The organism is Streptomyces sp. NPDC101393 (assembly GCF_044767385.1).
In the GTDB taxonomy this organism is placed as follows: domain Bacteria; phylum Actinomycetota; class Actinomycetes; order Streptomycetales; family Streptomycetaceae; genus Streptomyces.
In genome coordinates this window covers 867,831-888,890 of sequence record NZ_JBIWNU010000001.1, presented here as the reverse complement: position 1 = coordinate 888,890, position 21,060 = coordinate 867,831, and the positions used below count along the sequence as shown (strand labels likewise).

At 72.2% G+C, this 21,060-nt stretch carries 21 protein-coding genes; 7 read left to right on the top strand and 14 right to left on the bottom strand.

Going from position 1 to position 21,060, the window contains the following annotated elements; all coding sequences use genetic code 11:
- The first annotated feature begins 41 nt into the window (after nucleotides 1-41).
- Nucleotides 42-1,319, top strand: a complete 1,278-nt coding sequence (locus ACIRQ7_RS03860; RefSeq protein WP_404259595.1) for a thymidine phosphorylase — start codon at nucleotides 42-44, stop codon at nucleotides 1,317-1,319.
- 164 nt (nucleotides 1,320-1,483) lie between these two features.
- Here the strand turns inward: ACIRQ7_RS03860 and ACIRQ7_RS03855 are convergent, their stop codons facing one another.
- Entirely contained in the window at nucleotides 1,484-2,800 is a 1,317-nt protein-coding gene (locus ACIRQ7_RS03855) for an MFS transporter (RefSeq protein ID WP_404259593.1), read from the bottom strand.
- A 236-nt stretch (nucleotides 2,801-3,036) separates the two neighbouring features.
- On the opposite strand from ACIRQ7_RS03855, the gene ACIRQ7_RS03850 reads away from it, so the two are divergent.
- The gene (locus ACIRQ7_RS03850) at nucleotides 3,037-3,924 is read left to right on the top strand and encodes a LysR substrate-binding domain-containing protein (protein WP_404260100.1); all 888 of its coding nucleotides are present in this window, start codon (nucleotides 3,037-3,039) and stop codon (nucleotides 3,922-3,924) included.
- A 40-nt stretch (nucleotides 3,925-3,964) separates the two neighbouring features.
- Here the strand turns inward: ACIRQ7_RS03850 and ACIRQ7_RS03845 are convergent, their stop codons facing one another.
- Nucleotides 3,965-4,741, bottom strand: coding sequence for an alpha/beta hydrolase (locus ACIRQ7_RS03845; RefSeq protein ID WP_404259591.1), 777 nt, complete (start codon nucleotides 4,739-4,741; stop codon nucleotides 3,965-3,967).
- Between the two features lie 103 nt (nucleotides 4,742-4,844).
- Between ACIRQ7_RS03845 and ACIRQ7_RS03840 the strand changes: the two genes are divergently transcribed.
- Nucleotides 4,845-6,005 (top strand): adenosine deaminase, encoded by a 1,161-nt coding sequence (locus ACIRQ7_RS03840; protein ID WP_404259589.1) that lies wholly within the window; start codon nucleotides 4,845-4,847, stop codon nucleotides 6,003-6,005.
- Between the two features lie 139 nt (nucleotides 6,006-6,144).
- Complete coding sequence (locus tag ACIRQ7_RS03835; protein ID WP_404259587.1) at nucleotides 6,145-6,423, top strand: hypothetical protein; 279 nt, start codon at nucleotides 6,145-6,147, stop codon at nucleotides 6,421-6,423.
- A gap of 177 nt (nucleotides 6,424-6,600) precedes the next feature.
- On the opposite strand, the gene ACIRQ7_RS03830 is transcribed toward ACIRQ7_RS03835, so the two are convergent.
- The 5 genes from ACIRQ7_RS03830 to afsQ1 all read right to left on the bottom strand — a co-directional run bounded on the left by ACIRQ7_RS03830 (nucleotide 6,601) and on the right by afsQ1 (nucleotide 10,710).
- Nucleotides 6,601-6,813, bottom strand: coding sequence for a PspC domain-containing protein (locus ACIRQ7_RS03830; protein ID WP_401462227.1), 213 nt, complete (start codon nucleotides 6,811-6,813; stop codon nucleotides 6,601-6,603).
- 45 nt (nucleotides 6,814-6,858) lie between these two features.
- A complete protein-coding gene (locus ACIRQ7_RS03825) occupies nucleotides 6,859-7,410 on the bottom strand; it encodes a VanZ family protein (protein WP_403667310.1) in 552 nt (183 codons plus the stop codon).
- A gap of 128 nt (nucleotides 7,411-7,538) precedes the next feature.
- The gene (locus tag ACIRQ7_RS03820; protein ID WP_401462232.1) at nucleotides 7,539-8,177 is read right to left on the bottom strand and encodes a hypothetical protein; all 639 of its coding nucleotides are present in this window, start codon (nucleotides 8,175-8,177) and stop codon (nucleotides 7,539-7,541) included.
- Complete coding sequence (locus ACIRQ7_RS03815; RefSeq protein WP_404259585.1) at nucleotides 8,174-10,036, bottom strand: ATP-binding protein; 1,863 nt, start codon at nucleotides 10,034-10,036, stop codon at nucleotides 8,174-8,176. The genes ACIRQ7_RS03820 and ACIRQ7_RS03815 overlap by 4 nt, the downstream gene beginning before the upstream one ends.
- Nucleotides 10,033-10,710: a two-component system response regulator AfsQ1 gene (afsQ1, locus tag ACIRQ7_RS03810; protein ID WP_181924064.1), complete on the bottom strand. Its 678-nt coding sequence runs from the start codon at nucleotides 10,708-10,710 to the stop codon at nucleotides 10,033-10,035. The genes ACIRQ7_RS03815 and afsQ1 overlap by 4 nt, the downstream gene beginning before the upstream one ends.
- Before the next feature lie 227 nt (nucleotides 10,711-10,937).
- Between afsQ1 and ACIRQ7_RS03805 the strand changes: the two genes are divergently transcribed.
- Nucleotides 10,938-11,735, top strand: coding sequence for a SigE family RNA polymerase sigma factor (locus ACIRQ7_RS03805; RefSeq protein WP_404259583.1), 798 nt, complete (start codon nucleotides 10,938-10,940; stop codon nucleotides 11,733-11,735).
- Between the two features lie 159 nt (nucleotides 11,736-11,894).
- On the opposite strand, the gene ACIRQ7_RS03800 is transcribed toward ACIRQ7_RS03805, so the two are convergent.
- Nucleotides 11,895-12,548 (bottom strand): uridine kinase, encoded by a 654-nt coding sequence (locus ACIRQ7_RS03800; protein ID WP_404259581.1) that lies wholly within the window; start codon nucleotides 12,546-12,548, stop codon nucleotides 11,895-11,897.
- Between the two features lie 118 nt (nucleotides 12,549-12,666).
- Here ACIRQ7_RS03800 and ACIRQ7_RS03795 point away from each other — a divergent pair, with 118 nt between their 5' ends.
- Entirely contained in the window at nucleotides 12,667-13,062 is a 396-nt protein-coding gene (locus ACIRQ7_RS03795; protein WP_404259579.1) for a hypothetical protein, read from the top strand.
- Between the two features lie 181 nt (nucleotides 13,063-13,243).
- On the opposite strand, the gene ACIRQ7_RS03790 is transcribed toward ACIRQ7_RS03795, so the two are convergent.
- From ACIRQ7_RS03790 to deoC, 3 genes are read right to left on the bottom strand one after another with little or no spacing between them, the layout of a single operon-like run.
- Entirely contained in the window at nucleotides 13,244-14,104 is an 861-nt protein-coding gene (locus tag ACIRQ7_RS03790; protein ID WP_404259577.1) for an aldehyde dehydrogenase family protein, read from the bottom strand.
- A complete protein-coding gene (locus ACIRQ7_RS03785; RefSeq protein WP_404259575.1) occupies nucleotides 14,097-15,527 on the bottom strand; it encodes an aldehyde dehydrogenase family protein in 1,431 nt (476 codons plus the stop codon). The genes ACIRQ7_RS03790 and ACIRQ7_RS03785 overlap by 8 nt, the downstream gene beginning before the upstream one ends.
- A gap of 7 nt (nucleotides 15,528-15,534) precedes the next feature.
- Nucleotides 15,535-16,530, bottom strand: a complete 996-nt coding sequence (gene deoC, locus ACIRQ7_RS03780; RefSeq protein WP_401463713.1) for a deoxyribose-phosphate aldolase — start codon at nucleotides 16,528-16,530, stop codon at nucleotides 15,535-15,537.
- A 235-nt stretch (nucleotides 16,531-16,765) separates the two neighbouring features.
- Here deoC and ACIRQ7_RS03775 point away from each other — a divergent pair, with 235 nt between their 5' ends.
- Entirely contained in the window at nucleotides 16,766-17,395 is a 630-nt protein-coding gene (locus ACIRQ7_RS03775) for a PH domain-containing protein (protein WP_404259574.1), read from the top strand.
- A 212-nt stretch (nucleotides 17,396-17,607) separates the two neighbouring features.
- Here the strand turns inward: ACIRQ7_RS03775 and ACIRQ7_RS03770 are convergent, their stop codons facing one another.
- From ACIRQ7_RS03770 to ACIRQ7_RS03760, 3 genes are all read right to left on the bottom strand, one after another.
- Nucleotides 17,608-19,320 carry a phospho-sugar mutase gene (locus ACIRQ7_RS03770; protein ID WP_404259572.1) on the bottom strand — a complete coding sequence of 571 codons (1,713 nt, stop codon included), beginning with the start codon at nucleotides 19,318-19,320 and terminating at the stop codon, nucleotides 17,608-17,610.
- 347 nt (nucleotides 19,321-19,667) lie between these two features.
- The gene (locus tag ACIRQ7_RS03765) at nucleotides 19,668-20,489 is read right to left on the bottom strand and encodes a purine-nucleoside phosphorylase (protein ID WP_401462259.1); all 822 of its coding nucleotides are present in this window, start codon (nucleotides 20,487-20,489) and stop codon (nucleotides 19,668-19,670) included.
- Nucleotides 20,490-20,616: 127 nt separating this feature from the next.
- Nucleotides 20,617-21,054, bottom strand: a complete 438-nt coding sequence (locus ACIRQ7_RS03760) for a gamma-glutamylcyclotransferase (protein WP_227048110.1) — start codon at nucleotides 21,052-21,054, stop codon at nucleotides 20,617-20,619.
- Nucleotides 21,055-21,060: the final 6 nt, after the last annotated feature.

Here is a 21,060-nt window from a genome sequence, read left to right as displayed (position 1 = left end):
GCGTGTAGAACGGTGGCAACCGTTCGAAAGGAAGAAGCTCCATGGACGTCATCTCCGTCATTCGCACCAAGCGCGACCGCGGCGAGCTGAGCGCCGCGCAGATCGACTGGGTGATCGACGCGTACACCCGCGGCGAGGTCGCCCACGAGCAGATGTCGTCGCTGGCGATGGCCATCTTCCTCAACGGCATGAACCGTACGGAGATCGCCCGCTGGACCGCCGCGATGATCAACTCGGGGGAGCGGATGGACTTCTCCTCGCTGCCCCGCCCCACCGCGGACAAGCACTCCACCGGCGGCGTCGGCGACAAGATCACCCTGCCGCTCGCCCCGCTGGTCGCCGCCTGCGGCGCGGCCGTCCCGCAGCTCTCCGGCCGCGGCCTCGGCCACACCGGCGGCACCCTGGACAAGCTCGAAGCGATCCCCGGCTGGCGCGCCCACCTCTCCAACGCCGAGATGCTCGACGTCCTGCGCGAGGCCGGCTCCGTCATCTGCGCCGCCGGCGACGGTCTGGCCCCCGCGGACAAGAAGCTCTACGCACTCCGCGACGTCACCGGAACCGTCGAGTCGATCCCGCTGATCGCCTCCTCGATCATGTCCAAGAAGATCGCCGAGGGCACCGGCTCCCTCGTCCTCGACGTCAAGGTCGGCTCCGGCGCGTTCATGAAGAACATCGACGACGCCCGTGAACTCGCCTCCACCATGGTCGAGTTGGGCGCCGACCACGGAGTGCGCACCGCCGCCCTGCTCACCGACATGGCCACCCCGCTCGGCCTGACCGCAGGCAACGCCCTCGAAGTCCGCGAATCCGTCGAGGTGCTGGCGGGCGGCGGCCCGCAGGACGTCGTCGAGCTGACCCTGGCGCTCGCCCGCGAGATGCTGGACGCGGCAGGCCTCGCCGACGCCGACCCCGCCAAGGCGCTTGCCGACGGATCCGCCATGGACCACTGGCGCCGCATGATCACGGCCCAGGGCGGCGACCCCGACGCGAAGCTCCCGGTCGCCCGCGAACAGCACGTCGTCAACGCCTCCTCCTCGGGCATCCTCACCACCCTCGACGCGTACGCCGTCGGCCTCGCCGCCTGGCGCCTGGGCGCCGGCCGCGCCCGCAAGGAGGACCCGGTCCAGGCCGGCGCCGGTGTGGAGATCCATGCCCGGCCCGGCGACCTCGTCACGGCCGGCCAGCCGCTGCTGACCCTGCACACCGACACCCCCGAGAAGTTCGGCTACGCCTTGGAGGCCCTGGACGGCGGCGTCCTCATCGGCCCTGACGACGCCGCCTTCTCGACCACGCCGGTGGTGCTGGAGCGCATCGGCTGACCTGGGGTTTCCGATCCATCTTCCCGCGCCCTTCGGCCTCGCCATCGCCACCGGCATGTTCCCCTCCGGCGGCTGACGGCCCGCCCACGACGTGACGAAGGGCCCGCCCCACCAGGACAGGTGGTGAGGCGGGCCCTTCGCGTTCGGGGGGCCGTACCGCGGTGTTACGCGGCCTTCTCCAGGTGGAGCAGGCGGCGTTCGACCACGGCCTTGCGGGTGGCGTACAGGGTGATCGCGGCGGCGCCGACCATGGCGACCAGGCCGAGGAGGACGGTGCCCTCCCAGCCGCCGGCGTGGAAGGCGAGGGCGCCGAGGGCACCGCCCAGGCTGCTGCCGACGTAGTACGCGCACTGGTAGAGGGCCGACGCCTGGGCGCGGGCCGTCTTGGCGGTGCGGCTGACCGAGGACGAGGCGACCGCGTGGCCGGCGAAGAAGCCTGCCGTGATCAGGACCAGGCCGGCCAGCACCGCGGCGACCGAGTCGGAGAGGGACAGCAGCAGACCCGCGGAGGTCGCCCCGACGGCGAGGTAGAGCGCGCCGCGGCGGCCCATCCGGGCGACCAGCTTGCCCGCGGCGGCCGAGGAGACCGTGCCGACCAGGTAGACGATGAAGATCGAACCGACGATGCCCTGCGGGAGGTTGAACGGTGCGGAGACCAGGCGGTAGCCGATGACGGTGTAGACCGCGCCGAAGACCGTCATGAACAGCGCGCCGATCGCGTACAGCCGGCGCAGCAGCGGATCGGCGAGGTGGCCGCCCAGGGTGCGGGCCAGTGCCCGCGGTCCGACCGAACGGGCCACGAAATGGCGGGCCTTGGGGACCAGCAGCCGGAAGGCCACCGCGCACACCACGGCCAGCACGCCGACCGCGCCGAGCGCCGCGCGCCAGCCCCAGGCCTGGGCGACCCAGCCGGTCACGATCCGCCCCGACATGCCGCCGATACTGTTGCCCGCCACGAACAGACCGATGGCCCCCACCAGCGCCTTGGCGCGCACCTCTTCGGCCAGGAAGGCCATCGCCGAGGCCGGCAGCCCGGCCAGCGCCACGCCCTGGACGGCGCGCAGCGCGATCAGCCAGCCGAGGGTCGGGGCGAACGGCACCAGCATCGCGAGGAGCGCCGCCACGGACAGCGAGGCGGTCATCATCGTGCGCCGGCCGAACCGCTCGGACACCGCGCTGAGCGGGATCACACCGGCCGCCAGGCCGAGGGTGGCCGCCGAGACGGTCCAACTGGCCTGGTCCGCGCGCACCCCGAGGTCGGCGGAGATCGCGGGCAGCAGCGCCTGCGTCGAATAGAGGAGCGCGAAGGTGGCGACTCCGGCGGCGAAGAGGGCGAAGCTCGTCCGGCGGTAGCCGGGGCCGCCCGGGTGCAGCTTGCCGGACTCGGGGTCGACGGCAGCGGCGGTGGAGGTGTCTGTGGACGACGAGGGAGAGGCGGCCGCACGGGTGGTGACGGACGCCCCGGTATCAGCGGAGGGCATGGTTCGAACATAGAGGGGGAACTTTCATGCGTCCAATGCATGGAAACGCCATAATCGATGCTGTGGCACATGATCCCAGTTCACGAGCGGCTCTGTCGCAGAGTCGCAACAGAAATGACACCTCGAAGCCGTCGAACACGTCGAGCACGCCGACGGCGCCGAGTACGCCGCCCCGTGGTGCGGCAGCGGCGGATGCGGGGGAGCCGGCGGAGCTCGGCGCCGACTCCTGGGCCGGCATCCTCGCGCCGCGCCTCGCCCAGTTCGCCGCCGTCGCCCGGCACGAACACGTCACCCGCGCCGCCCACGAACTCGGCATGCCGCAGCCGACGCTCAGCCGCGCCATCGTCCGCCTGGAGGACGACCTCGGCATCGCCCTCTTCGCCCGGCACGGCCGCACCCTCTCCCTCACCCCGGCAGGACGCGCCTTCCTCGCCTCGACGGAGCGGGCGCTGACCGACATGGAACGCGCCACCGAATCCGTACGGGCCGACGCCGACCCCACCGCCGGCAAGGTCGCCTTCGGCTTTCTGCACACCCTCGGTCCGGAGACCGTCCCCGGCCTGATCCGCACCTTCCGCGCCGACCACCCCCGCATCCGCTTCCAACTCGTGCAGAACTACGGCGAGGCGATGATCGAACGGCTGCGCGTCGGCGACCTCGACCTCTGCCTGACCTCACCGGTCCCGGACTACCCCGATCTGGTCGCCCGCCGGCTCGACGAGCAGAAGCTCCGCCTCGTCGTCCCGGACGACCACCCGCTGGCCCGCCGCAAACGGGTACGCCTCGCGGAGGCGGCCACCGAGCTGTTCGTCACCCTCGAACCGGGCTACGGGCTGCGCCGGATCACCGACGCGCTGTGCGCCGAGGCCGGGTTCACCCCGCGGATCGCGTTCGAGGGCGAGGAGGCGGAGACGCTGCGCGGGCTGGTGGCCGCGGGCCTGGGCGTGGCCCTGCTGCCGCCGCCGGCCGTACCGCGGCCCGGGGTCGCCGAACTGACCGTGACGGCGCCGCGCGCGGTCCGCGAGATCGGCGTGGCCTGGCTGGACGGCCATCCCGACACACCCCCGGTGACCGCGTTCAAGAAGTTCCTGCTGAGCCGGCGGGGGCTGCTGCTGCCGAGGTGACGGGCCGGGAGCCGGCGCCCCGGGGCCGGCCGTACGGCGGTCAGCGCCGCAGCGACGCACCGAAGCCCGACGCCAGCGGCATCCGCAGGCCCAGCGGCGGCGGCGCGGCCAGGGCGTCCTTCACCGGTCGGGAGTAGTCGCGGGCGAAGAGCGAGCCGAGCATGAAGTCGGCGGCCAGCGCCAGGACTTCGGACCGGTGCTGGTGCAGCGCATGACCGTCGGAGTGCACCTCGAAGCGGCAGGTGTCGCGGTTGACCTTCTTGGCGCGCTGGGCGAAGCGGTAGGAGAGATCGGGGTCGGTGCGCTCGTCGTTCGTGCCGTGGACGAGCAGCACCTGCCGCCCGATGAGCTGCTTCACCGGATCGGGATCCCCGGCGGCGTCCGGGAGGGCCGAGGACTCGGGGAACCAAGGGGCGATCGCCAGCACGGAGTTGACGGCGGGATGCCCGGCCGCATGCAGGGCGGCCCGTGCGCCCATGCCCGTACCGACGAGGCAGACCGGCACATCGCCGTAGCGCCGCACCACTTCCTCCAGCGCCCAGTCCGCGTCCCGTGCCGGATGCGCGGCGGCGCCGTTCCAGCCACGGCAGCGGTAGTGCAGGACATGGGCGGTCAGCCCCTCGGACCGCCCCGCCTTGGCCAGCCGGGCCGCGAGCGGGCGGACCGCCAGCGCCGGCAGCGGCGACGGGCGTCGTACGCCGACCGGCTCGCCCTCCGGCAATAAGAGGGCGACACCGCTCACCGCGCTCTCCGCCCCGGCCGATCCCAGCGGTTTTCCCAGCCGGGCCTCGCGCACCGGCAACGCTTGCTGAGCCATGACGAGAACGATGGCAGAAATCGGGGTGCGGGCCACCCCGTGAACGGGTCACTGTTACGTATCGGTCGGTGAGATCTACGCGCGTAGGGGCTAGAGTGCCGAGATGACGAGCGAGACCACCAACCTCCCGACCAGTGAACAGATCCGCCGAGCCCCCAAGGTGCTGCTCCACGACCATCTGGACGGCGGCCTGCGCCCCGCCACGGTCGTCGACCTGGCCCGCGAGACCGGCTACGACGGACTCCCCGAAACCGACCCGGAAAAGCTCGGGATCTGGTTCCGTGAAGCCGCCGACTCCGGCTCACTGGAACGCTATCTGGAGACCTTCGCGCACACCTGTGCCGTCATGCAGACCCGCGACGCGCTGGCCCGGGTCGCCGCCGAATGCGCCGAGGATCTGGCGGCGGACGGCGTGGTCTACGCCGAGGTGCGGTACGCGCCCGAGCAGCACCTGGAGAAGGGCCTGACCCTCGAAGAGGTCGTCGAGGCCGTCAACGAGGGCTTCCGGGAGGGCGAGCGGCGCGCCCGCGCCAACGGCCACCGCATCCGGGTGGGCGCCCTGCTGACCGCCATGCGGCACGCGGCCCGCGCCCTGGAGATCGCCGAACTCGCCAACCGCTACCGCGACTTCGGCGTCGTCGGCTTCGACATCGCGGGCGCCGAGGCCGGCTACCCGCCCACCCGCCACCTCGACGCCTTCGAGTACCTCAAGCGGGAGAACAACCACTTCACCATCCACGCCGGCGAGGCCTTCGGGCTGCCGTCCATCTGGCAGGCGCTCCAGTGGTGCGGCGCCGACCGCCTCGGCCACGGCGTACGGATCATCGACGACATCGAGGTCGCCGACGACGGCTCGGTCACGCTGGGCCGGCTCGCCTCCTACGTGCGCGACAAGCGCATCCCGCTGGAGATGTGCCCGACCTCCAACCTCCAGACCGGCGCCGCCTCCTCCTACGCCGAGCACCCCATCGGGCTGCTGCGCCGCCTGCAGTTCCGCCTCACGGTCAACACCGACAACCGGCTGATGAGCGGCACCGATATGTCCCGCGAATTCGAGCACCTGGTCAAGACATTCCGATACACGCTCGATGACATGCAGTGGTTTACAGTCAATGCGATGAAATCAGCGTTCATTCCTTTCGATGAACGTCTGGCCATGATCAATGACGTGATCAAGCCCGGATATGCGGAGCTGCGCGCCGAATGGCTCTTCCGTCACGCGGGCACCACACCCGCCTCCAGCAGGCCTTCTGACTCTGTGTAAGCGGATTCTGGGGAGCTAGCGGAACGGCCGGTGGATTGTCCACCGGCCGTTTTTCTTCGGTTCTGGCTGTTTGCGGTGGCGGTGGCCGCATCACTACGTTGCTGAGTCGGTCAAGCCCCCATCACGAGGACGTATTGCGATGAAGCAGGGAACCATCAAGACTCTCGGTGCCGCCGCGCTCGGCGCCGCCTTCGCCGTCTCCGCCGCGGGCGTCGCCTCGGCGGCCCCGTCGATCAACGCCGGCGACGCGCTGCACAACCTGCCGGTCAAGGACGTCACCAAGACCGTCTCCGGGGCCGCCAACTCCGCCAAGCCGGCCACCGGCCCGGTGAAGACCAAGAACAACACCAAGGGCAACAGCCTGCTGGGCGGCCTGCCCACCAGCGCCGTCACCACGGGCCTCCCGCTCGCGAAGTGAGCCCCCGGGGCCGCCCGTCTCCCTCAGGGGACGGGCACCCCGTCGGCCGCGCCCCGGCCCGTACGCCGCATCGCGTACGGGCCGGGGCGCAGCTGTGTCCGCGGCCTGTCCGCGGCCCGTGGCCCGGTCACGTGCGGTCAGGTCTGCTGCCGTTCGGTGACCCGCGTCGGCAGGGGGCTACCAGGCGGCGGCGCCGGTCGTGGTGGTCTTCTCCGAGGGGAGGATTATCCACAGCGCGAGATAGACGAGGAATTGCGGGCCGGGAAGCAGGCACGAGAGCACGAAGATCACGCGCATCGTCGTCGGGGTCGTGCCGAAGCGAGCGGCCAGACCCGCGCACACTCCGGCGATCATTCGGTTGTTGCGGGGGCGGACCAGTGCGGCGGCCATGATGGCGACTCCTTTGCGACTCCGTGGGGCTATTGCCCCGATGTCTCAAAGGTAGGTCCGCGAGCCGGAGAGAGCATCGGCCTGAGGGGCCATACCGACCCTGGGGATCCTCGGGGTTGCCTCCCTGAGATCCCCGTACCTGCGGCGTAGCCGGCACCGGGCCCCGGGGACGACGGCGAGGTGGGCCAGGGCCACCCCCACCGTGTTGAGCAGCACCGTGTCGACGTCCGGGACCTGACCGGGCACCCCGGTCTGCAGGAGTTCGATGGCCAGCGCGATCATCGCGCCGGCGAAGACGGTGCGGGTCAGTGACACCAGGTTCGAGCCGTCCAGCCGCCCGGCCGACATCGGGAGCAGCACCCCCAGCGGAGCCAGCAGCAGCACCCCGCCGCCCAGATGCAGCACCGCCTCCCACGTCCCGCCCGCCAGCTCGGCGCTGATCGACGCCAGCGGTTCGAGATTCGGGGCGGGGACCCATGGCACCGTACGGGGGCGCAGCATCAGCCAGCCGACGATCAGCAAATGCGCCACGAGGAGAAGAAGCCCGGTGGCGCGCACACGGAGGACGGCGGTGCCGCCGAGGCCAGGACGCTGCACACAGGCCAGGACGCGCGGAACGGCGGCTGCGGTTCCGCCCTGTTGCGCCCGTCTTGGCCCTGTCCCGTCGGGGCTGCCGCCCGGGGATCTCCGCGGGGTTGCCTCCCGGGGCTCCCCGCGGTCGGGCCTCAGCCCTTCTGTGCCATCGGGTCGCCCCAGCCCGCGTTCTGCGCGATGTCCGGGTTGGTCAGCACATCGCTTGAGCAGTCGTAGCGCTGCGGCACGTCATCGCCCGGACCGCCCAGCACCGCCGCGTGGGTACGCCCCAGCGCCGTGCTCGTGCCGTACGTGCACACCAGCTGCGCCAGGGCGAAGGACGGCAGATCGTCCGGCCGCATGCTCAGCCGCAACGCGTCCGCGGGGTCGCCCGCACGCGGCCCGTCGAGCGTCAGGTCCTCGGGCACCGCGCTGCTGAACCCGGCCCGGTCCTCGCCGCCCGAACGCGGCTTCTGCAGCTCGGCCAGGAGGGCGCGGGCGACCCGCAGCCGGGTGGCGGCGGCCGTCGAGCCCTTGGGTGCGGACACGGTCCGCTCCACCTGCGCGAGCGTCGAGCCGCACACCAGGTAGACGGCGACCCGGATCCGGCCGGCGGCGTCCGGCGCGGCGCCGTCCGCGGGGACCCGGCAGCTCACCCGCGCGGGCGCGCTGCCGGCGTCCACCGGGACCGTCGTGCCCTGGATGCCGCAGCCGGCGGCGGCGAGCGCGAGGGCCGCCACGGCTGCCGTGCGCCGCCACCCCCGGGCGGGCCTGTGCGTCGGCCGCGTCATCGGTCGCCCTCCGTGCCGTCATCGGCCGCGCGGGAGGCACGGCCGCGCCCCTGGGTGACGCCCCCGCCGTCCCGCCGGCCACCGTTGTCGTTCTCGTCCTCGTGCGCGTCGGCCAGCCGCGAGGCGTCCATCGGCAGCCGCAGGGTGAAGACCGCGCCGCCCTCGGGGTGGTTGTCCGCGGTGATCTCGCCGCCGTGAATGTGCGCGTTCTCCAGCGCGATGGACAGACCGAGGCCGCTGCCCTGGGACTGCGGCCGGGACTGGCTCGCCTTGTAGAAACGGTCGAAGACATGCGGCAGCACCTTCTCCGGGATGCCGGGACCGTGGTCCCGTACCCGGATCAGCAGCTCGCCGTCCCCGGCCCGGCTCATGCCGTCCGCCTCCTCCGCCGCGTCCGGCCGTACCGGACCGCCGTCGTCGACGGACACGCCACGGCCGGCGCGCGGCGCCTGCGCGCCCCCGGCAGCGGTCTGCCCGCCGCCGGCCGGGACGACCGAACTGCCCGTCCGGTGGCCCTCGTCGGCGCCCGGCGGCCGGGTGCGTACGGACACCCGTACCGGCGACCCGCCGTGTTTGAGGGCGTTGCCGATCAGGTTCGCCAGGATGACGTCGAGCCGCCGCGGGTCCAGACGGGCCACGATGCCGCGGTCCGCGTCCAGCTCGACCGCGTCCAGCCAGGCCCGCGCGTCGATACAGGCGGTCACCTGGTCGGCGACATCGACGTCGTCGAGCACCAGCCGGGCCGTGCCCGCGTCGAAGCGGGTGACCTCCATCAGGTTCTCGACGAGTTCGTTGAGCCGCCGCGTCGAGCTGACCACCAGCTGGACCGCCGGCGCGATCATCGGGTCGAAGGAATCGGCCTCGTCCTCCAGGACCTCCGAGACCGTGGTGATCGTGGTCAGCGGCGTCCGCAGCTCGTGCGACATGTCCGCGACGAACCGCCGCGAGGACAGTTCGCGCTCGCTCAGTTCGTTGACGCGCACTTCCAGCAGCTCAGCGGTGCGGTTGAACGTGCGCGAGAGGTCGGCGAGTTCATCCGTACCGGTGACCCGCAGCCGGGTTTCGAACCGGCCGTCGCCGAGCTGCCGCGCCGCGTGGCCCAGCCGCTGCACGGGCCGCAGCACGGTCGTCGCCGCGGCCTGCGCCAGCAGCGCCGAGCCGACCAGCGCGAGCGCCGTCGCGATGCCCAGCGACCAGGCCAGCGAATTGAGGTCCTGCCGCTCCGTGGCCAGCGACTTCATCATGTACCCGGTCGGGCCGCCGCCGATCACCTTCGCCCCGGCGACGAGGTAGGGGATGTCCCCGACTTCCTGGCGCTGCCAGTACAGGTGGTACGGAGAGTGGTTCGAATCGTCGATCTGACGCACTTCGTTGACGGCGTCGCGCAGCGACTTCGGCACGGTCTTGAGGGTGAGCAGGTCCTTTTCCGTGGTGGCCGCGCAGTCCTTGCCCTCGCGGTCCACCCCGATCAGCAGCACCGCGTAATTCTGCGGCCCGCCCGCCATCTGCCGTGCGGCGTCCTGGAGTTCCGCGCACCGCGGTCGCAGCGGCAGCGAGCGCGTACTGTCCTCCAGCGACTTGCGGAAGTCCTTGAGCACCGAATTCTGGGTGCGGTCCAGGACGGTGTTGCGGTTGAGCCAGTACGCGATGCCGGAGGCGGAGACCGCCGCGGTCAGCGCGACCAGCGCGAAGACGACGACCAGCCGCAGCCGCAGGCTGGTCCAGCGCAGCAGCCCGGAGGCGCGGCGCAGCAGCCTTATCAGGCGTCTGGACCGGGCGCCGGCGGAGCCGCTCGTGTCCTTGGCGTCGGGGTCACCCTTCGCACCGCCCTTCGGGCTGTCCGTGGAGGGTTTCGTCACTGCGGGGAGTCCAGCCGGTAGCCGACACCACGGACCGTACGGATCAGGGTCGGCGAGGAGGGCACGTCCTCCACCTTCGCCCGCAGCCGCTGCACACAGGCGTCCACCAGGCGCGAGTCGCCGAGGTAGTCGTGCTCCCACACCAGCCGCAGCAACTGCTGCCGGGACAGTGCCTGTCCGGGCCTACGGCTCAGCTCCAGCAGCAACCGCAACTCGGTGGGTGTGAGTTGGAGGTCCTCGCCGTTCTTGGTGACGGTCATCGCCGACCGGTCGATCACCAGCGAGCCGAAGGTCGCCGAGTCGTTGGATTCGCGCTCCCCACGGCGCAGCACGGCCCGGATACGGGCATCCAGCACCCGCCCCTGGACCGGTTTGACGACATAGTCGTCGGCGCCGGACTCCAGGCCCACCACGACGTCGATGTCGTCGTTGCGCGCGGTCAGCAGAATGATGGGCAGTTGGTCCGTACGCCTGATCCGCCGGCACACCTCGAAACCGTCGATGCCCGGCAGCATCACATCCAGCACGATCAGGTCCGGGCGCTGCTCGCGCAGCAGCTTCAGGCCGTCCTCGCCCGTCGCCGCGGTCACCACACGGTGACCTTGGCGCGACAGCGAGAGTTCGAGGGCCGTGCGGATGGCGTCGTCGTCCTCGATCAGCAACAGGAAAGGCACGTCGGCCATTCTGGCCCATGGGACGCCGGGAGATCGACCGGAGGCGCGCTTGCACACAAGGCCCGCACGCGTCGCGGCCCCGCGCCGTACCCTGTCCGGCCCTGTGACACGGCTGTGACAGTCGGCGGACAACGCGATGAAACTGGGTTGGCAGAGTCTTGGTCACCGGGAGAGATCAACAACCGGGACACACCGAACGAGCTGGCTCTACCGACGGGGGGCGCGAGATGAACACACTGCACGGATCCACCACGAGCGCAGTAATCACGCGGCTTCATGACGTCCGGGCCGGCGAGAAGTCCGGCGTGAGCGGACGGGGGTGCGCTCGCAGTGCCGGGCGTCAGCGTCCGCCGTACATGGTGGCTGTTGACGCGACCATGGGGGGGAACAGCGCGGCCCACGGGGGAAACACGGGTCACGTTGGCGTCAACGGGGGGAACCACGGGGGAAAGCAGTACGGGGAGGAGACGGGGGAACGGCGCTCCGCGTCGGAGACGGCGGAGGCCGAAGCGGCCTTCACCGCCTACGTCCAAGAGCGCCGCGCCTCCCTGTACGCGACCGCCTACCACCTGACCGGTGACCGCTACGAGGCCGAGGACCTGCTGCAGAGCGCGCTGTTCTCGACCTACCGGGCCTGGAACCGGATCAGCGACAAGGCGGCGCTCGGCGGCTATCTGCGCCGCACCATGACCAACCTGCACATCAGCGCCTGGCGCCGGCGCAAGCTCAACGAATACCCGACCGAGGAACTGCCCGAGACCGCCGGCGACGTCGACGCGATGCGCGGCACCGAGCTGCGCGCCGTCCTGTGGCAGGCACTGGCCCGGCTGCCCGAAACGCAGCGCACGATGCTGGTGCTGCGCTACTACGAGGGCCGCACCGACCCGGAGATCGCGGACATCCTCAACATCAGTGTCGGCACGGTGAAGTCGAGCATCTGGCGCTCCCTGCGCCGGCTGCGCGAGGACGAGGTCCTCAGCTTCGGACGTGACGAGGAAGAGTCCTTCGGCGAGCTGGTGGCCTGAAGGCAGGGGGAAAGCCCGAGGGGACGGGATACGGGGGACGCGGCGCAACGGAGCGATCCGGAAAGGCCGTGCGTATCGGGGGATACGGGGGAGCACGGGGGAACGCGAAGCGGGTTCGGACGGCCGGGGGGCCGCTCCGAACCCGCTTCTCCCTTTGGGTCAGGAGCGCGCGCGTACGGCGGCACCGGCCGCCGCGTCCGCCGCACGCACCGCCGCTATCCGCGCCAGCGCCTCCGGCTTCGCGCAGGCGTACGCGCCGAGGGCGGTGTGCCGGGCGACGGTCGTGCGCTCGTTGCGCAGCAGCCGCAGCCCGCGGCGCACCAGATACGGGGCCGACTTGCGGCCCTCGCGCAGATCCCGGGCCAGCCGCCGGCGGAACGTCGTGGTGGGACGGCCGCGCAGACACAGCGCGTCGGCCAGCAGCCCCGCCGCACGGCAGCCCGCTATGACATCGGCGGCGAAGATGCCCTCGGCGAGGAACAGCGGGGCGCCGCCGAGGTCGAGCCCGGCCTCGCCGACGCGGGCGCTCACGGAGAGGTCGTACACGGGGACCGTGGTACGCCCCGTACGGCACAGCGCCGCGATCGCCTCGACGGCGGCGTCGGCGTCCCAGGAGAGCGGGGAGTCCCAGTCGGCACCGCCCCCGTCGGGCAGCTGCGGCAACGTCGGGTCCGTGCCCTCCTTGTAGAAGTCGTCGAGGTTGAGCACGGGCAGGCCGGTCAGGGCGGCCAGGGACGTCTTGCCGGAGCCCGAGGGGCCGGTCAGCAGGACGACGCGGGCGGCGGGCGGCCGGGTGGGGGACTGGGAGCTCACGGGAACCCATTGTCGGGCATTGGGCCCTTGGGGTTACCCCTGGCGTGCGAACTGGATCGGGCGGGCGCCCCTCAACTACTCTGCGCAGTCAAACGATTACCGATCAGGCAGGTGGCACATGGCTTCACACGCACGTCCCAAGCCCAGCCGATTCCCGCGCAGCCTGCTGCGTGCCGGTTTGGCGGTGTCCGCTGCCGGTGCGGCGCTCGCGGCGGGCGGTACGGCGAGCGCGCATGCGGCCCCACCGGCGCCCGGCTCCGAGGCCGGTGCCCCGGCCTCGGCCCTGGCCGGCGCCCTGCTGGAGTCCGCGGGCGGCGGCGTCGCCCCGCTCAAGAACCTCCAGCTGGACCCCCTGGCCAACACCCCGGTCGACCCGCTGACCAACGCCGTCGGCACCCAGATCGCCGACTTCAAGCCCGTCAGCACCGCCGCGGCGACCGAGCCCCTGACGAGCGGCGGCGCGCTCAAGGACCTCCCCGTGGTGGGCCCGGCCACCGGAGTCCTGCCGGGCTGACGGCGGACTCCGACGTCGCGCCCGGCCTCCCCCGACGAGGCGGTCCCCGACGGCTGGTTCGCGGCAGCGGCCGCGACGCGGACATGAGTGCGGGGCCCCACCGGAGAAAGGTGGGGCCCCGCACTCATGCCGTTATGTCGTTTCACCGCCCGCGACCCGGCAGGGGCTCGGCGGACACGTCCTAGACGCCCATCGGGTGCCAGACCGTCTTCGTCTCCAGGAAGGCGAGGAGGCGGCCGGTGCCGGGGTCGGCCGTCCAGTCCGCAGGGGCGGGGCGCAGGACCCGCTTGAGGTTGTCGGCGGCGGCGGTCTCCAGGTCCTTCGCCAACTCGGCGTCCGCGCCCGCGAGGTCGATGGCGTTGACGTCCTGATGGGCCGCGAGCGGGGTCGCGATCTCCTGCGTACGGCCGGAGAGGACGTTCACGACGCCGCCGGGGAGGTCGGAGGTGGCGAGCACCTCGCCCAGCGAGAGCGCCGGGAGCGGGGAGTCCTCCGATGCCGTCACGACGACGGTGTTGCCCGTGACGATGGCGGGGGCGATGACCGAGACCAGACCGAGGAACGACGAGTCCTGGGGGGCCAAGACCGCGACCACGCCGGTCGGTTCGGGGGAGGAGAGGTTGAAGTACGGGCCGGCGACCGGGTTGGCGGAGCCGGCGATCTGGGCGACCTTGTCGGACCAGCCCGCGTACCAGACCCAGCGGTCGATCGCGGCGTCGACCTGGGCCGCGGCCTTGGACTTCGACAGCCCCTCGGCCTCGGCGACCTCCGCCGCGAACTGCTCGCGGCGGCCCTCCAGCATCTCGGCGACGCGGTAGAGGACCTGGCCGCGGTTGTACGCGGTGGCGCCCGACCAGCCGCCGAACGCCTTACGGGCGGCGACGACCGCGTCCCGGGCGTCCTTGCGGGAGGACAGGGGTGCGTTCGCCAGCCATGTGCCCTTGGAGTCGGTCACCTCGTACACCCGCCCGCTCTCGGACCGGGGGAACTTGCCCCCGACGTACAGCTTGTAGGTCTTGAAGACGGAGAGTCGGTCAGACATTGAGGTACGCCTCCAGACCGTGCCGGCCGCCCTCGCGGCCGTAGCCCGACTCCTTGTAGCCGCCGAACGGCGAGGCCGGGTCGAACTTGTTGAACGTGTTGGACCAGATGATCCCGGCGCGCAGCTTGCTCGCCATCCAGAGCATCCGGGAGCCCTTCTCCGTCCAGATGCCGGCGGAGAGGCCGTAGGGGGTGTTGTTGGCCTTGGCGACCGCCTCTTCCGGGGTGCGGAAGGTCAGCACGGACAGGACCGGGCCGAAGATCTCCTCGCGGGCGATGCGGTGCGCCTGGGTGACGCCGGTGAAGAGCGTCGGGGCGAACCAGTAGCCGGAGGCGGGGAGTTCGCAGGACGGAGCCCAGCGCTCGGCGCCCTCGGCCTCGCCGGCGTCGACGAGCGAGGTGATGCGGGCCAGCTGCTCGGCGGAGTTGATGGCGCCGATGTCGGTGTTCTTGTCGAGCGGGTCGCCGACGCGGAGGGTCTGCATACGCCGCTTGAGGGAGTCCAGCAGCTCGTCGGCGACCGACTCCTGGACCAGGAGGCGGGAGCCGGCGCAGCAGACGTGGCCCTGGTTGAAGAAGATGCCGTTGACGATGCCCTCGACGGCCTGGTCGATGGGGGCGTCGTCGAAGACGATGTTCGCCGCCTTGCCGCCCAGTTCGAGGGTGACCTTCTTGTCGGTCCCGGCGACCGTACGGGCGATGGCCTTGCCGACCTCGGTGGAGCCGGTGAAGGCGACCTTGTCGATGCCCGGGTGGGCGACCAGCCCGGCGCCCGTGGAGCCGTCTCCCGTAAGGATGTTGACGACGCCCTTGGGCAGGCCCGCCTGGCGGCAGATGTCCGCGAAGAAGAGGGCGGACAGCGGGGTCGTCTCGGCGGGCTTGAGGACGACGGTGTTGCCCGTGGCGAGCGCCGGGGCGATCTTCCACGCCAGCATGAGGAGCGGGAAGTTCCAGGGGATGACCTGGCCGGCGACGCCGAGCGGGCGCGGGTTCGCGCCGTATCCCGCGTGGTCGAGCTTGTCGGCCCAGCCCGCGTAGTAGAAGAAGTGCGCGGCGACCAGCGGCAGGTCCGCATCGCGCGACTCGCGGATCGGCTTGCCGTTGTCGAGCGACTCCAGGACGGCCAGCTCGCGCGAGCGCTCCTGGATGATGCGGGCGATCCGGAAGAGGTACTTGGCGCGCTCGGCGCCGGGCAGTGCGGACCACTTCTCGAAGGCCTTGCGGGCGGCCTTCACGGCGCGGTCGACGTCATCGGCGCTCGCCTGCGCGACCTCGGAGAGGACTTCCTCGGAGGACGGGGAGACGGTCTTGAAGACCTTGCCGTCGGAGCTGGGCGTGAACTCGCCGTCGATGAACAGGCCGTAGGACGGCGCGATGTCGACGACCGAGCGGGACTCGGGTGCGGGTGCGTAATCGAAGGTCATGGGTGCCTCAGTCCACCGTGACGTAGTCGGGGCCGGAGTAGCGGCCGGTGCTGAGCTTCTGGCGCTGCATCAGCAGATCGTTCAGGAGGCTGGAGGCGCCGAAGCGGAACCAGTCGGCGGTCAGCCAGCGCTCGCCCAGCGTTTCGTTGACCATGACCAGGTACTTGACCGCGTCCTTGGTCGTGCGGATGCCGCCGGCGGGCTTCACGCCGACCTGGACACCGGTCGCGGCGTGGAAGTCGCGGACCGCTTCGAGCATCAGGAGGGTGACGGGCGGGGTGGCGTTCACGGCGACCTTGCCGGTCGACGTCTTGATGAAGTCGGCACCGGCGAGCATCGCGAGCCAGGAGACCCGGCGGACGTTGTCGTACGTCTGGAGCTCGCCGGTCTCGAAGATCACCTTGAGGTGCGCGGCGGTGCCCTCGGGGCGGGCGCAGGCTTCCTTGACGGCCTTGATCTCGTCGAAGATCTCCAGGTAGCGGCCGGAGAGGAAGGCGCCCCGGTCGATCACCATGTCGATCTCGTCGGCGCCGGCCGCGACCGCGTCACGGACATCGGCGAGCTTGACGGGCAGCGCGGCGCGCCCCGCCGGGAAGGCGGTGGCGACGGACGCGACATGGATGCCGGAGTCGCCGAGCGCCTCCTTGGCCGTCGCGACCATGTCGGGGTAGACGCAGATCGCGGCCACCTGGGGAGTGCCGGGGTCGGTGGGGTCCGGGTGGATGCCCTTGGCGCACAGGGCCCGGACCTTGCCGTGGGTGTCCGCGCCTTCGAGGGTCGTCAGGTCGATCATCGAGATGGCGAGATCGATGGCATACGCCTTCGCCGTCGTCTTGATCGAGCGGGTGCCGAGGGTGGCGGCGCGGGCCTGCAGGCCGACCGCGTCGACGCCGGGCAGGCCGTGGAGGAAGCGGCGCAGCGCACCGTCGTTGGCGGTCACGTCCGCCATCGACGCCAGACGCCCCGCGGCTTCCTTGCCGTATGCGGGAACAGTGATGGGCATGGTCACGAGGGGAGCATATCTACGCGCGTAGCGCTCTGTCATCCCCCTCAGGCGTCCGAATTCGGTGCGCGAGCGGTGCGCGGGAAGGCGTCCGGCGGGGTCCGGTCCGGTCTCGCCCCGGGTACGGACGACCCTTGCCGCCGGGCGCTGACCGCCCCTCGCCCTCCGGTCCGGCCGCCCGAATGATGCCGTAACGCAATGTCCGGCATCCGGACGGTCAGGCAGAATCGGCAGCATGACGAGCCCGGAACGGTCCACCCCGCCGCAGCAGCAGTACGCCGAGCGCAGCTACCGCTCGCCCGCGGCCCTCGTCGGCGGTGCGCTGATGCTGCTGCTGACGCTCTGGCTCGGCGGCGACGCGGTGCTTCGGGGCGTCGCGCACACCAAGCTCATGGCGCTGTTCGCGCTGCTCGTCATCGTGCCGCTGGTCGTTGCCTACACCGTGCGCCCGCTGGTGCGGGCCGGTGCGGAGCGGCTGCTGGTACGCAATCCGTTCCGGACGATCACGCTGCCCTGGAGCGCCGTCGAGGACCTGCGGGCGGCGTTCTCCGCCGAGGTGTTCACCAGCGACGCCAAGTACCAGCTCTGGGCCGTGCCGGTCTCGCTGCGGCAGCGCAAGAAGGCCAACCGCAGGGCCGACCGCGGCGCTCGGGCCGCCGCCAGGACCGGCTACGACACCGCCCAGGACGCCGGAGCGCCGGAGCGTGCGGTGGCCGACCAGACCATCGAGGACCTGCGCGGCATCAAGGAGCGCGCCGCCGAGACGGGCGCCGGCAAGGGCGAGCCGGCGGTGCGCTGGGCGTACGAGATCATCGCTCCGGTCGTGGCGGGCGTGATCGGGCTGGCGGTGCTGTTCGCCCTCTAGGGGCCGTCGTGTGGACCCGCTCCCTGATCCGGCGTGATCCGAACGACGGACCCCAGGCGCGCCGACCGGAAGGTCGGTGACGACACCGGCCCGGTGGACGCGGTCTTCGGGCGCGGGCTCCGTGGCGCCCCGTACACGCCACGGATGACCTGTACGGGGCGGGGCGGCCCGGTGGCACCCGCCGCCCCGCCCCCGTCCCCGTCCGCCCGGCGTCAGATTCCGGCCGCCGCCGACAGGTCCTTCTTGATCGCGGCCAGTGCGGCCTCGGCCTTGGCGCGGGCCTCGGGCAGCGCCTGCGCCGACGCCACCGGGACGACGACCTCCAGGTAGCACTTGAGCTTGGGCTCGGTACCGCTGGGACGGACCACGACCCGGGCGGCCTCCACGCCCACCGCCGGCGAACCGGAGAGGTGGTAGCGCAGCCCGTCGGTCGGCGGCAGCTTCTCGCTGCCCAGGCCGAGGTCCTCGGCGCCGCTCACGTCGAGACCGGCGAGCGTCGTCGGCGGCTGCGCGCGCAGTGCGCGCATGGCGTCGGCGATCACGGACAGGTCCTCGACCCGGACCGAGAGCTGGTCGGTGGCGTGCAGCCCGTACTCCAGCGCGAGGTCGTCCAGCAGATCGGTCAGGGTACGGCCGGACTGCTTGAGTTCGGCGGCCAGTTCGGTGATCAGCAGGGCGGCGGTGATGCCGTCCTTGTCGCGGACGCCCTCCGGGTCGACGCAGTAGCCGAGCGCCTCCTCGAAGGCGTACCGGAGGCCGTCCACGCGGGCCAGCCACTTGAAGCCGGTCAGGGTCTCCTCGTAGGGGAGTGCGGCGGCCGCGGCGATCCGGGACATCAGGGAGGACGACACGATCGTGGTGGCGAAGGTGGCGGGGCCGCCCCGGGCGGGCCGGTGCTTGCTGACCAGGTGCGCGGCGAGCAGTGCGCCGACCTCGTCGCCGCGCAGCATCCGCCAGGCGTCCGGGGCGCCCGGGTCCGGGACGGCGACGGCGCAGCGGTCCGCGTCGGGGTCGTTCGCGATCACGATGTCGACGCTGCCGGGGCCCTGCGCGCGGGCGGTGGCGAACGCGAGGTCCATCGCGCCGGGCTCTTCCGGGTTGGGGAAGGCGACGGTCGGGAAGTCCGGGTCCGGCTCGGCCTGTTCGGCGACGACCACCGGGGCCGGGAAGCCGGCCCGCGCGAAGGCGGCGACGAGGGTGTCCCGGCCGACGCCGTGCAGGGGCGTGTAGACGACGCGGGTGTCCCGGGGGGAGCCGGGGGTCAGTACCGCGTCCGTACGCGCCAGGTAGGCCGTCAGGACGGCGTCGTCGAGGGTCTCCCAGCCGGCGTCGGGCCGCGGCACGTCGTCCAGGGAGCGGACCGCCGCGATCTCGGCGGCGATCTCGCCGTCCGCGGGCGGCACGATCTGCGAACCGTCGCCGAGGTAGACCTTGTAGCCGTTGTCGCGCGGCGGGTTGTGGCTGGCGGTGACCTCGACCCCGGCGACCGCGCCCAGGTGCCTTATGGCGAAGGCCAGTACGGGGGTGGGCAGCGGATGCGGGAGCACGGCGGCCCGCAGTCCGGCGCCGACCATGACGGCGGCGGTGTCCCGGGCGAAGTCGGCGCTCTTGTGCCGCGCGTCGTACCCGATGACGACCAGTCCCGCCCCGTCGCCCTTCGCCTTCAGATACGCGGCGAGACCGGCGGCCGCACGGATGACGACGGCGCGGTTCATCCGCATCGGGCCCGCGCCCAGCTCGCCGCGCAGTCCGGCGGTGCCGAACTGCAGGGTGCCGGCGAAGCGGGCGGCCAGCTCCGGGAGGTCGCCTGCGTCGATGAGCCCGGACAGCTCGTCCCGGGTCTCCGGGTCGGGGTCCTCGGCCAGCCATGCCTTGGCCCGGTTGGTCAGCTCCGGGTGGGTCAGCTCCGCGGGATCGGTAGCCACGTGATGCTCCTGAGTGTGGATGCGGGTGGGGGGCGCGCTGAGGGGTGCTGAACGGGCCGCACGGTAAGGCCCGCCCCGGCTCGTCACGCTTACCCGGTGCGCGCGCACTTCGAGCCGCAGAACCGGCCCATGCCACTCCATGGCCCGAGGGTGCGGGGCCCGATGGCTCGGCGGGGCGGGGCGTGCGGTGCGGTTTCGGCGGCCGGTTCGGTCCCGTCCGGTGCGGCGCTCGACGGGACGGCGGACGACGGGTACGGGCGGGGACGGAGGTGCGGGCGGCGGCGCGGCCGGCCCGGCGGGTGTCGCGCACCCACCCGCCGGCCGTGTCCGCCCCTTGGCCCATGGGCTCAGAGCTTGCCGAGCACCTGGGCGAGCAGGCTGCCCATCCGGGTCGCGGAGTCGCGGCCGGCCTGCAGCACCTCTTCGTGGTTGAGCGGCTCGCCCGTCATGCCGGCGGCGAGGTTCGTCACCAGCGACAGGCCCAGCACCTCGGCGCCGGCCTCGCGCGCGGCGATGGCCTCCAGGACCGTCGACATGCCGACGAGGTCGGCACCCAGCGTGCGGATCATCTTGATCTCGGCCGGGGTCTCGTAGTGCGGGCCGGGGAACTGGACGTAGACGCCCTCTTCCAGGCTCGCGTCCACCTCCTTGCACAGCGCGCGCAGCCGCGGCGAATACAGGTCCGTCAGGTCGACGAAGTTCGCGCCGACGATCGGGGAGGTGGCGGTGAGGTTGAGGTGGTCGCTGATCAGGACCGGCTGACCGGGGCGCATGCCCTCGCGCAGACCGCCGCACCCGTTGGTGAGGACGACGGTCTTGCAGCCGGCGGCGACGGCGGTACGGACGCCGTGCGCGACGGCGGCGACGCCGCGGCCCTCGTAGTAGTGCGTACGGCCCAGGAAGACCAGCGCCCGCTTCTCGCCGATCCGGTACGAGCGGACCTTGCCGCCGTGACCTTCGACGGCCGGCGGCGGGAAGCCGGGCAGTTCGGTGACCGGGAATTCGTGCTCGGGAGCGCCCAGGGCCTCGGCGGCCGGTGCCCAGCCGGAGCCCATGACCAGGGCTACGTCGTGGGTCTCGGCGCCGGTGAGGTCGCGCAGGCGGGCAGCGGCGGCGTCGGCGGCGCCCTGCGGGTCGCGCGCGATGTCCGAAGTAACAGATGCGTTCACGCGGACGAGGGTAGCGGCTAAAAGCCTACGCGCGTAGATGTCGCTGCCCACGGTGCTGAGATCGTTGTCTTGTGTCTTCCGACGAACGCAGGCGCGCGGTCCGCCGGCCGGCCGGGCCGGCGGCGCGTCAGCAGGGCCGCTTCCGCAGCTCCATCACATAGTCGTGCGGCGCACCCGCGGACTCCGCGGCGTCGGCGATCTCGCCCAGGTAGCGGGCCGAGGGCAGGCCGCCCTCGTAGCCGTTGAGGACGTAGATCCAGGCGGCCTCGTCGCCGTCCAGGGTGTGCACCCGCACCCGCATCCGGCGGTAGATGTCCAGGCCTACGCCCTCCCAGCGGTCCATGGAGTCCTCGTCCATGGGCGCGATGTCGTAGAGCGCGACGAAGAGCTGGGACCGGGGGGCCTCGACGATCGTCGCCAGCGCACCCTCCCAGCCCATCTGCTCACCGCCGAAGGTCAGCCGCCAGCCGTTGAGCCAGCCGGTGCCGCGCAGCGGCGAGTGCGGTGCGCGGCGGGACATCAGCCGCGCGTCGAGGTTGCCGGCGTACGCGGCGTAGAGCGACATGGTTCC

Excerpts from the sequence above, each read along its gene's own strand:
- ACIRQ7_RS03785 (WP_404259575.1), bottom strand. The coding sequence starts at position 15,527 with ATGACCTTCGATTACGCACCCGCACCCGAGTCCCGCTCGGTCGTCGAC.
- deoC (WP_401463713.1), bottom strand. The coding sequence starts at position 16,530 with ATGCCCATCACTGTTCCCGCATACGGCAAGGAAGCCGCGGGGCGTCTG.
- ACIRQ7_RS03760 (WP_227048110.1), bottom strand. The coding sequence starts at position 21,054 with ATGTCGCTCTACGCCGCGTACGCCGGCAACCTCGACGCGCGGCTGATG.
- ACIRQ7_RS03805 (WP_404259583.1), top strand. The coding sequence starts at position 10,938 with ATGAACACACTGCACGGATCCACCACGAGCGCAGTAATCACGCGGCTT.
- ACIRQ7_RS03840 (WP_404259589.1), top strand. The coding sequence starts at position 4,845 with ATGACGAGCGAGACCACCAACCTCCCGACCAGTGAACAGATCCGCCGA.
- ACIRQ7_RS03835 (WP_404259587.1), top strand. The coding sequence starts at position 6,145 with ATGAAGCAGGGAACCATCAAGACTCTCGGTGCCGCCGCGCTCGGCGCC.
- ACIRQ7_RS03795 (WP_404259579.1), top strand. The coding sequence starts at position 12,667 with ATGGCTTCACACGCACGTCCCAAGCCCAGCCGATTCCCGCGCAGCCTG.
- ACIRQ7_RS03845 (WP_404259591.1), bottom strand. The coding sequence starts at position 4,741 with ATGGCTCAGCAAGCGTTGCCGGTGCGCGAGGCCCGGCTGGGAAAACCG.
- ACIRQ7_RS03820 (WP_401462232.1), bottom strand. The coding sequence starts at position 8,177 with ATGACGCGGCCGACGCACAGGCCCGCCCGGGGGTGGCGGCGCACGGCA.
- ACIRQ7_RS03855 (WP_404259593.1), bottom strand. The coding sequence starts at position 2,800 with ATGCCCTCCGCTGATACCGGGGCGTCCGTCACCACCCGTGCGGCCGCC.
- ACIRQ7_RS03790 (WP_404259577.1), bottom strand. The coding sequence starts at position 14,104 with ATGTCTGACCGACTCTCCGTCTTCAAGACCTACAAGCTGTACGTCGGG.
- ACIRQ7_RS03830 (WP_401462227.1), bottom strand. The coding sequence starts at position 6,813 with ATGGCCGCCGCACTGGTCCGCCCCCGCAACAACCGAATGATCGCCGGA.
- ACIRQ7_RS03775 (WP_404259574.1), top strand. The coding sequence starts at position 16,766 with ATGACGAGCCCGGAACGGTCCACCCCGCCGCAGCAGCAGTACGCCGAG.
- ACIRQ7_RS03860 (WP_404259595.1), top strand. The coding sequence starts at position 42 with ATGGACGTCATCTCCGTCATTCGCACCAAGCGCGACCGCGGCGAGCTG.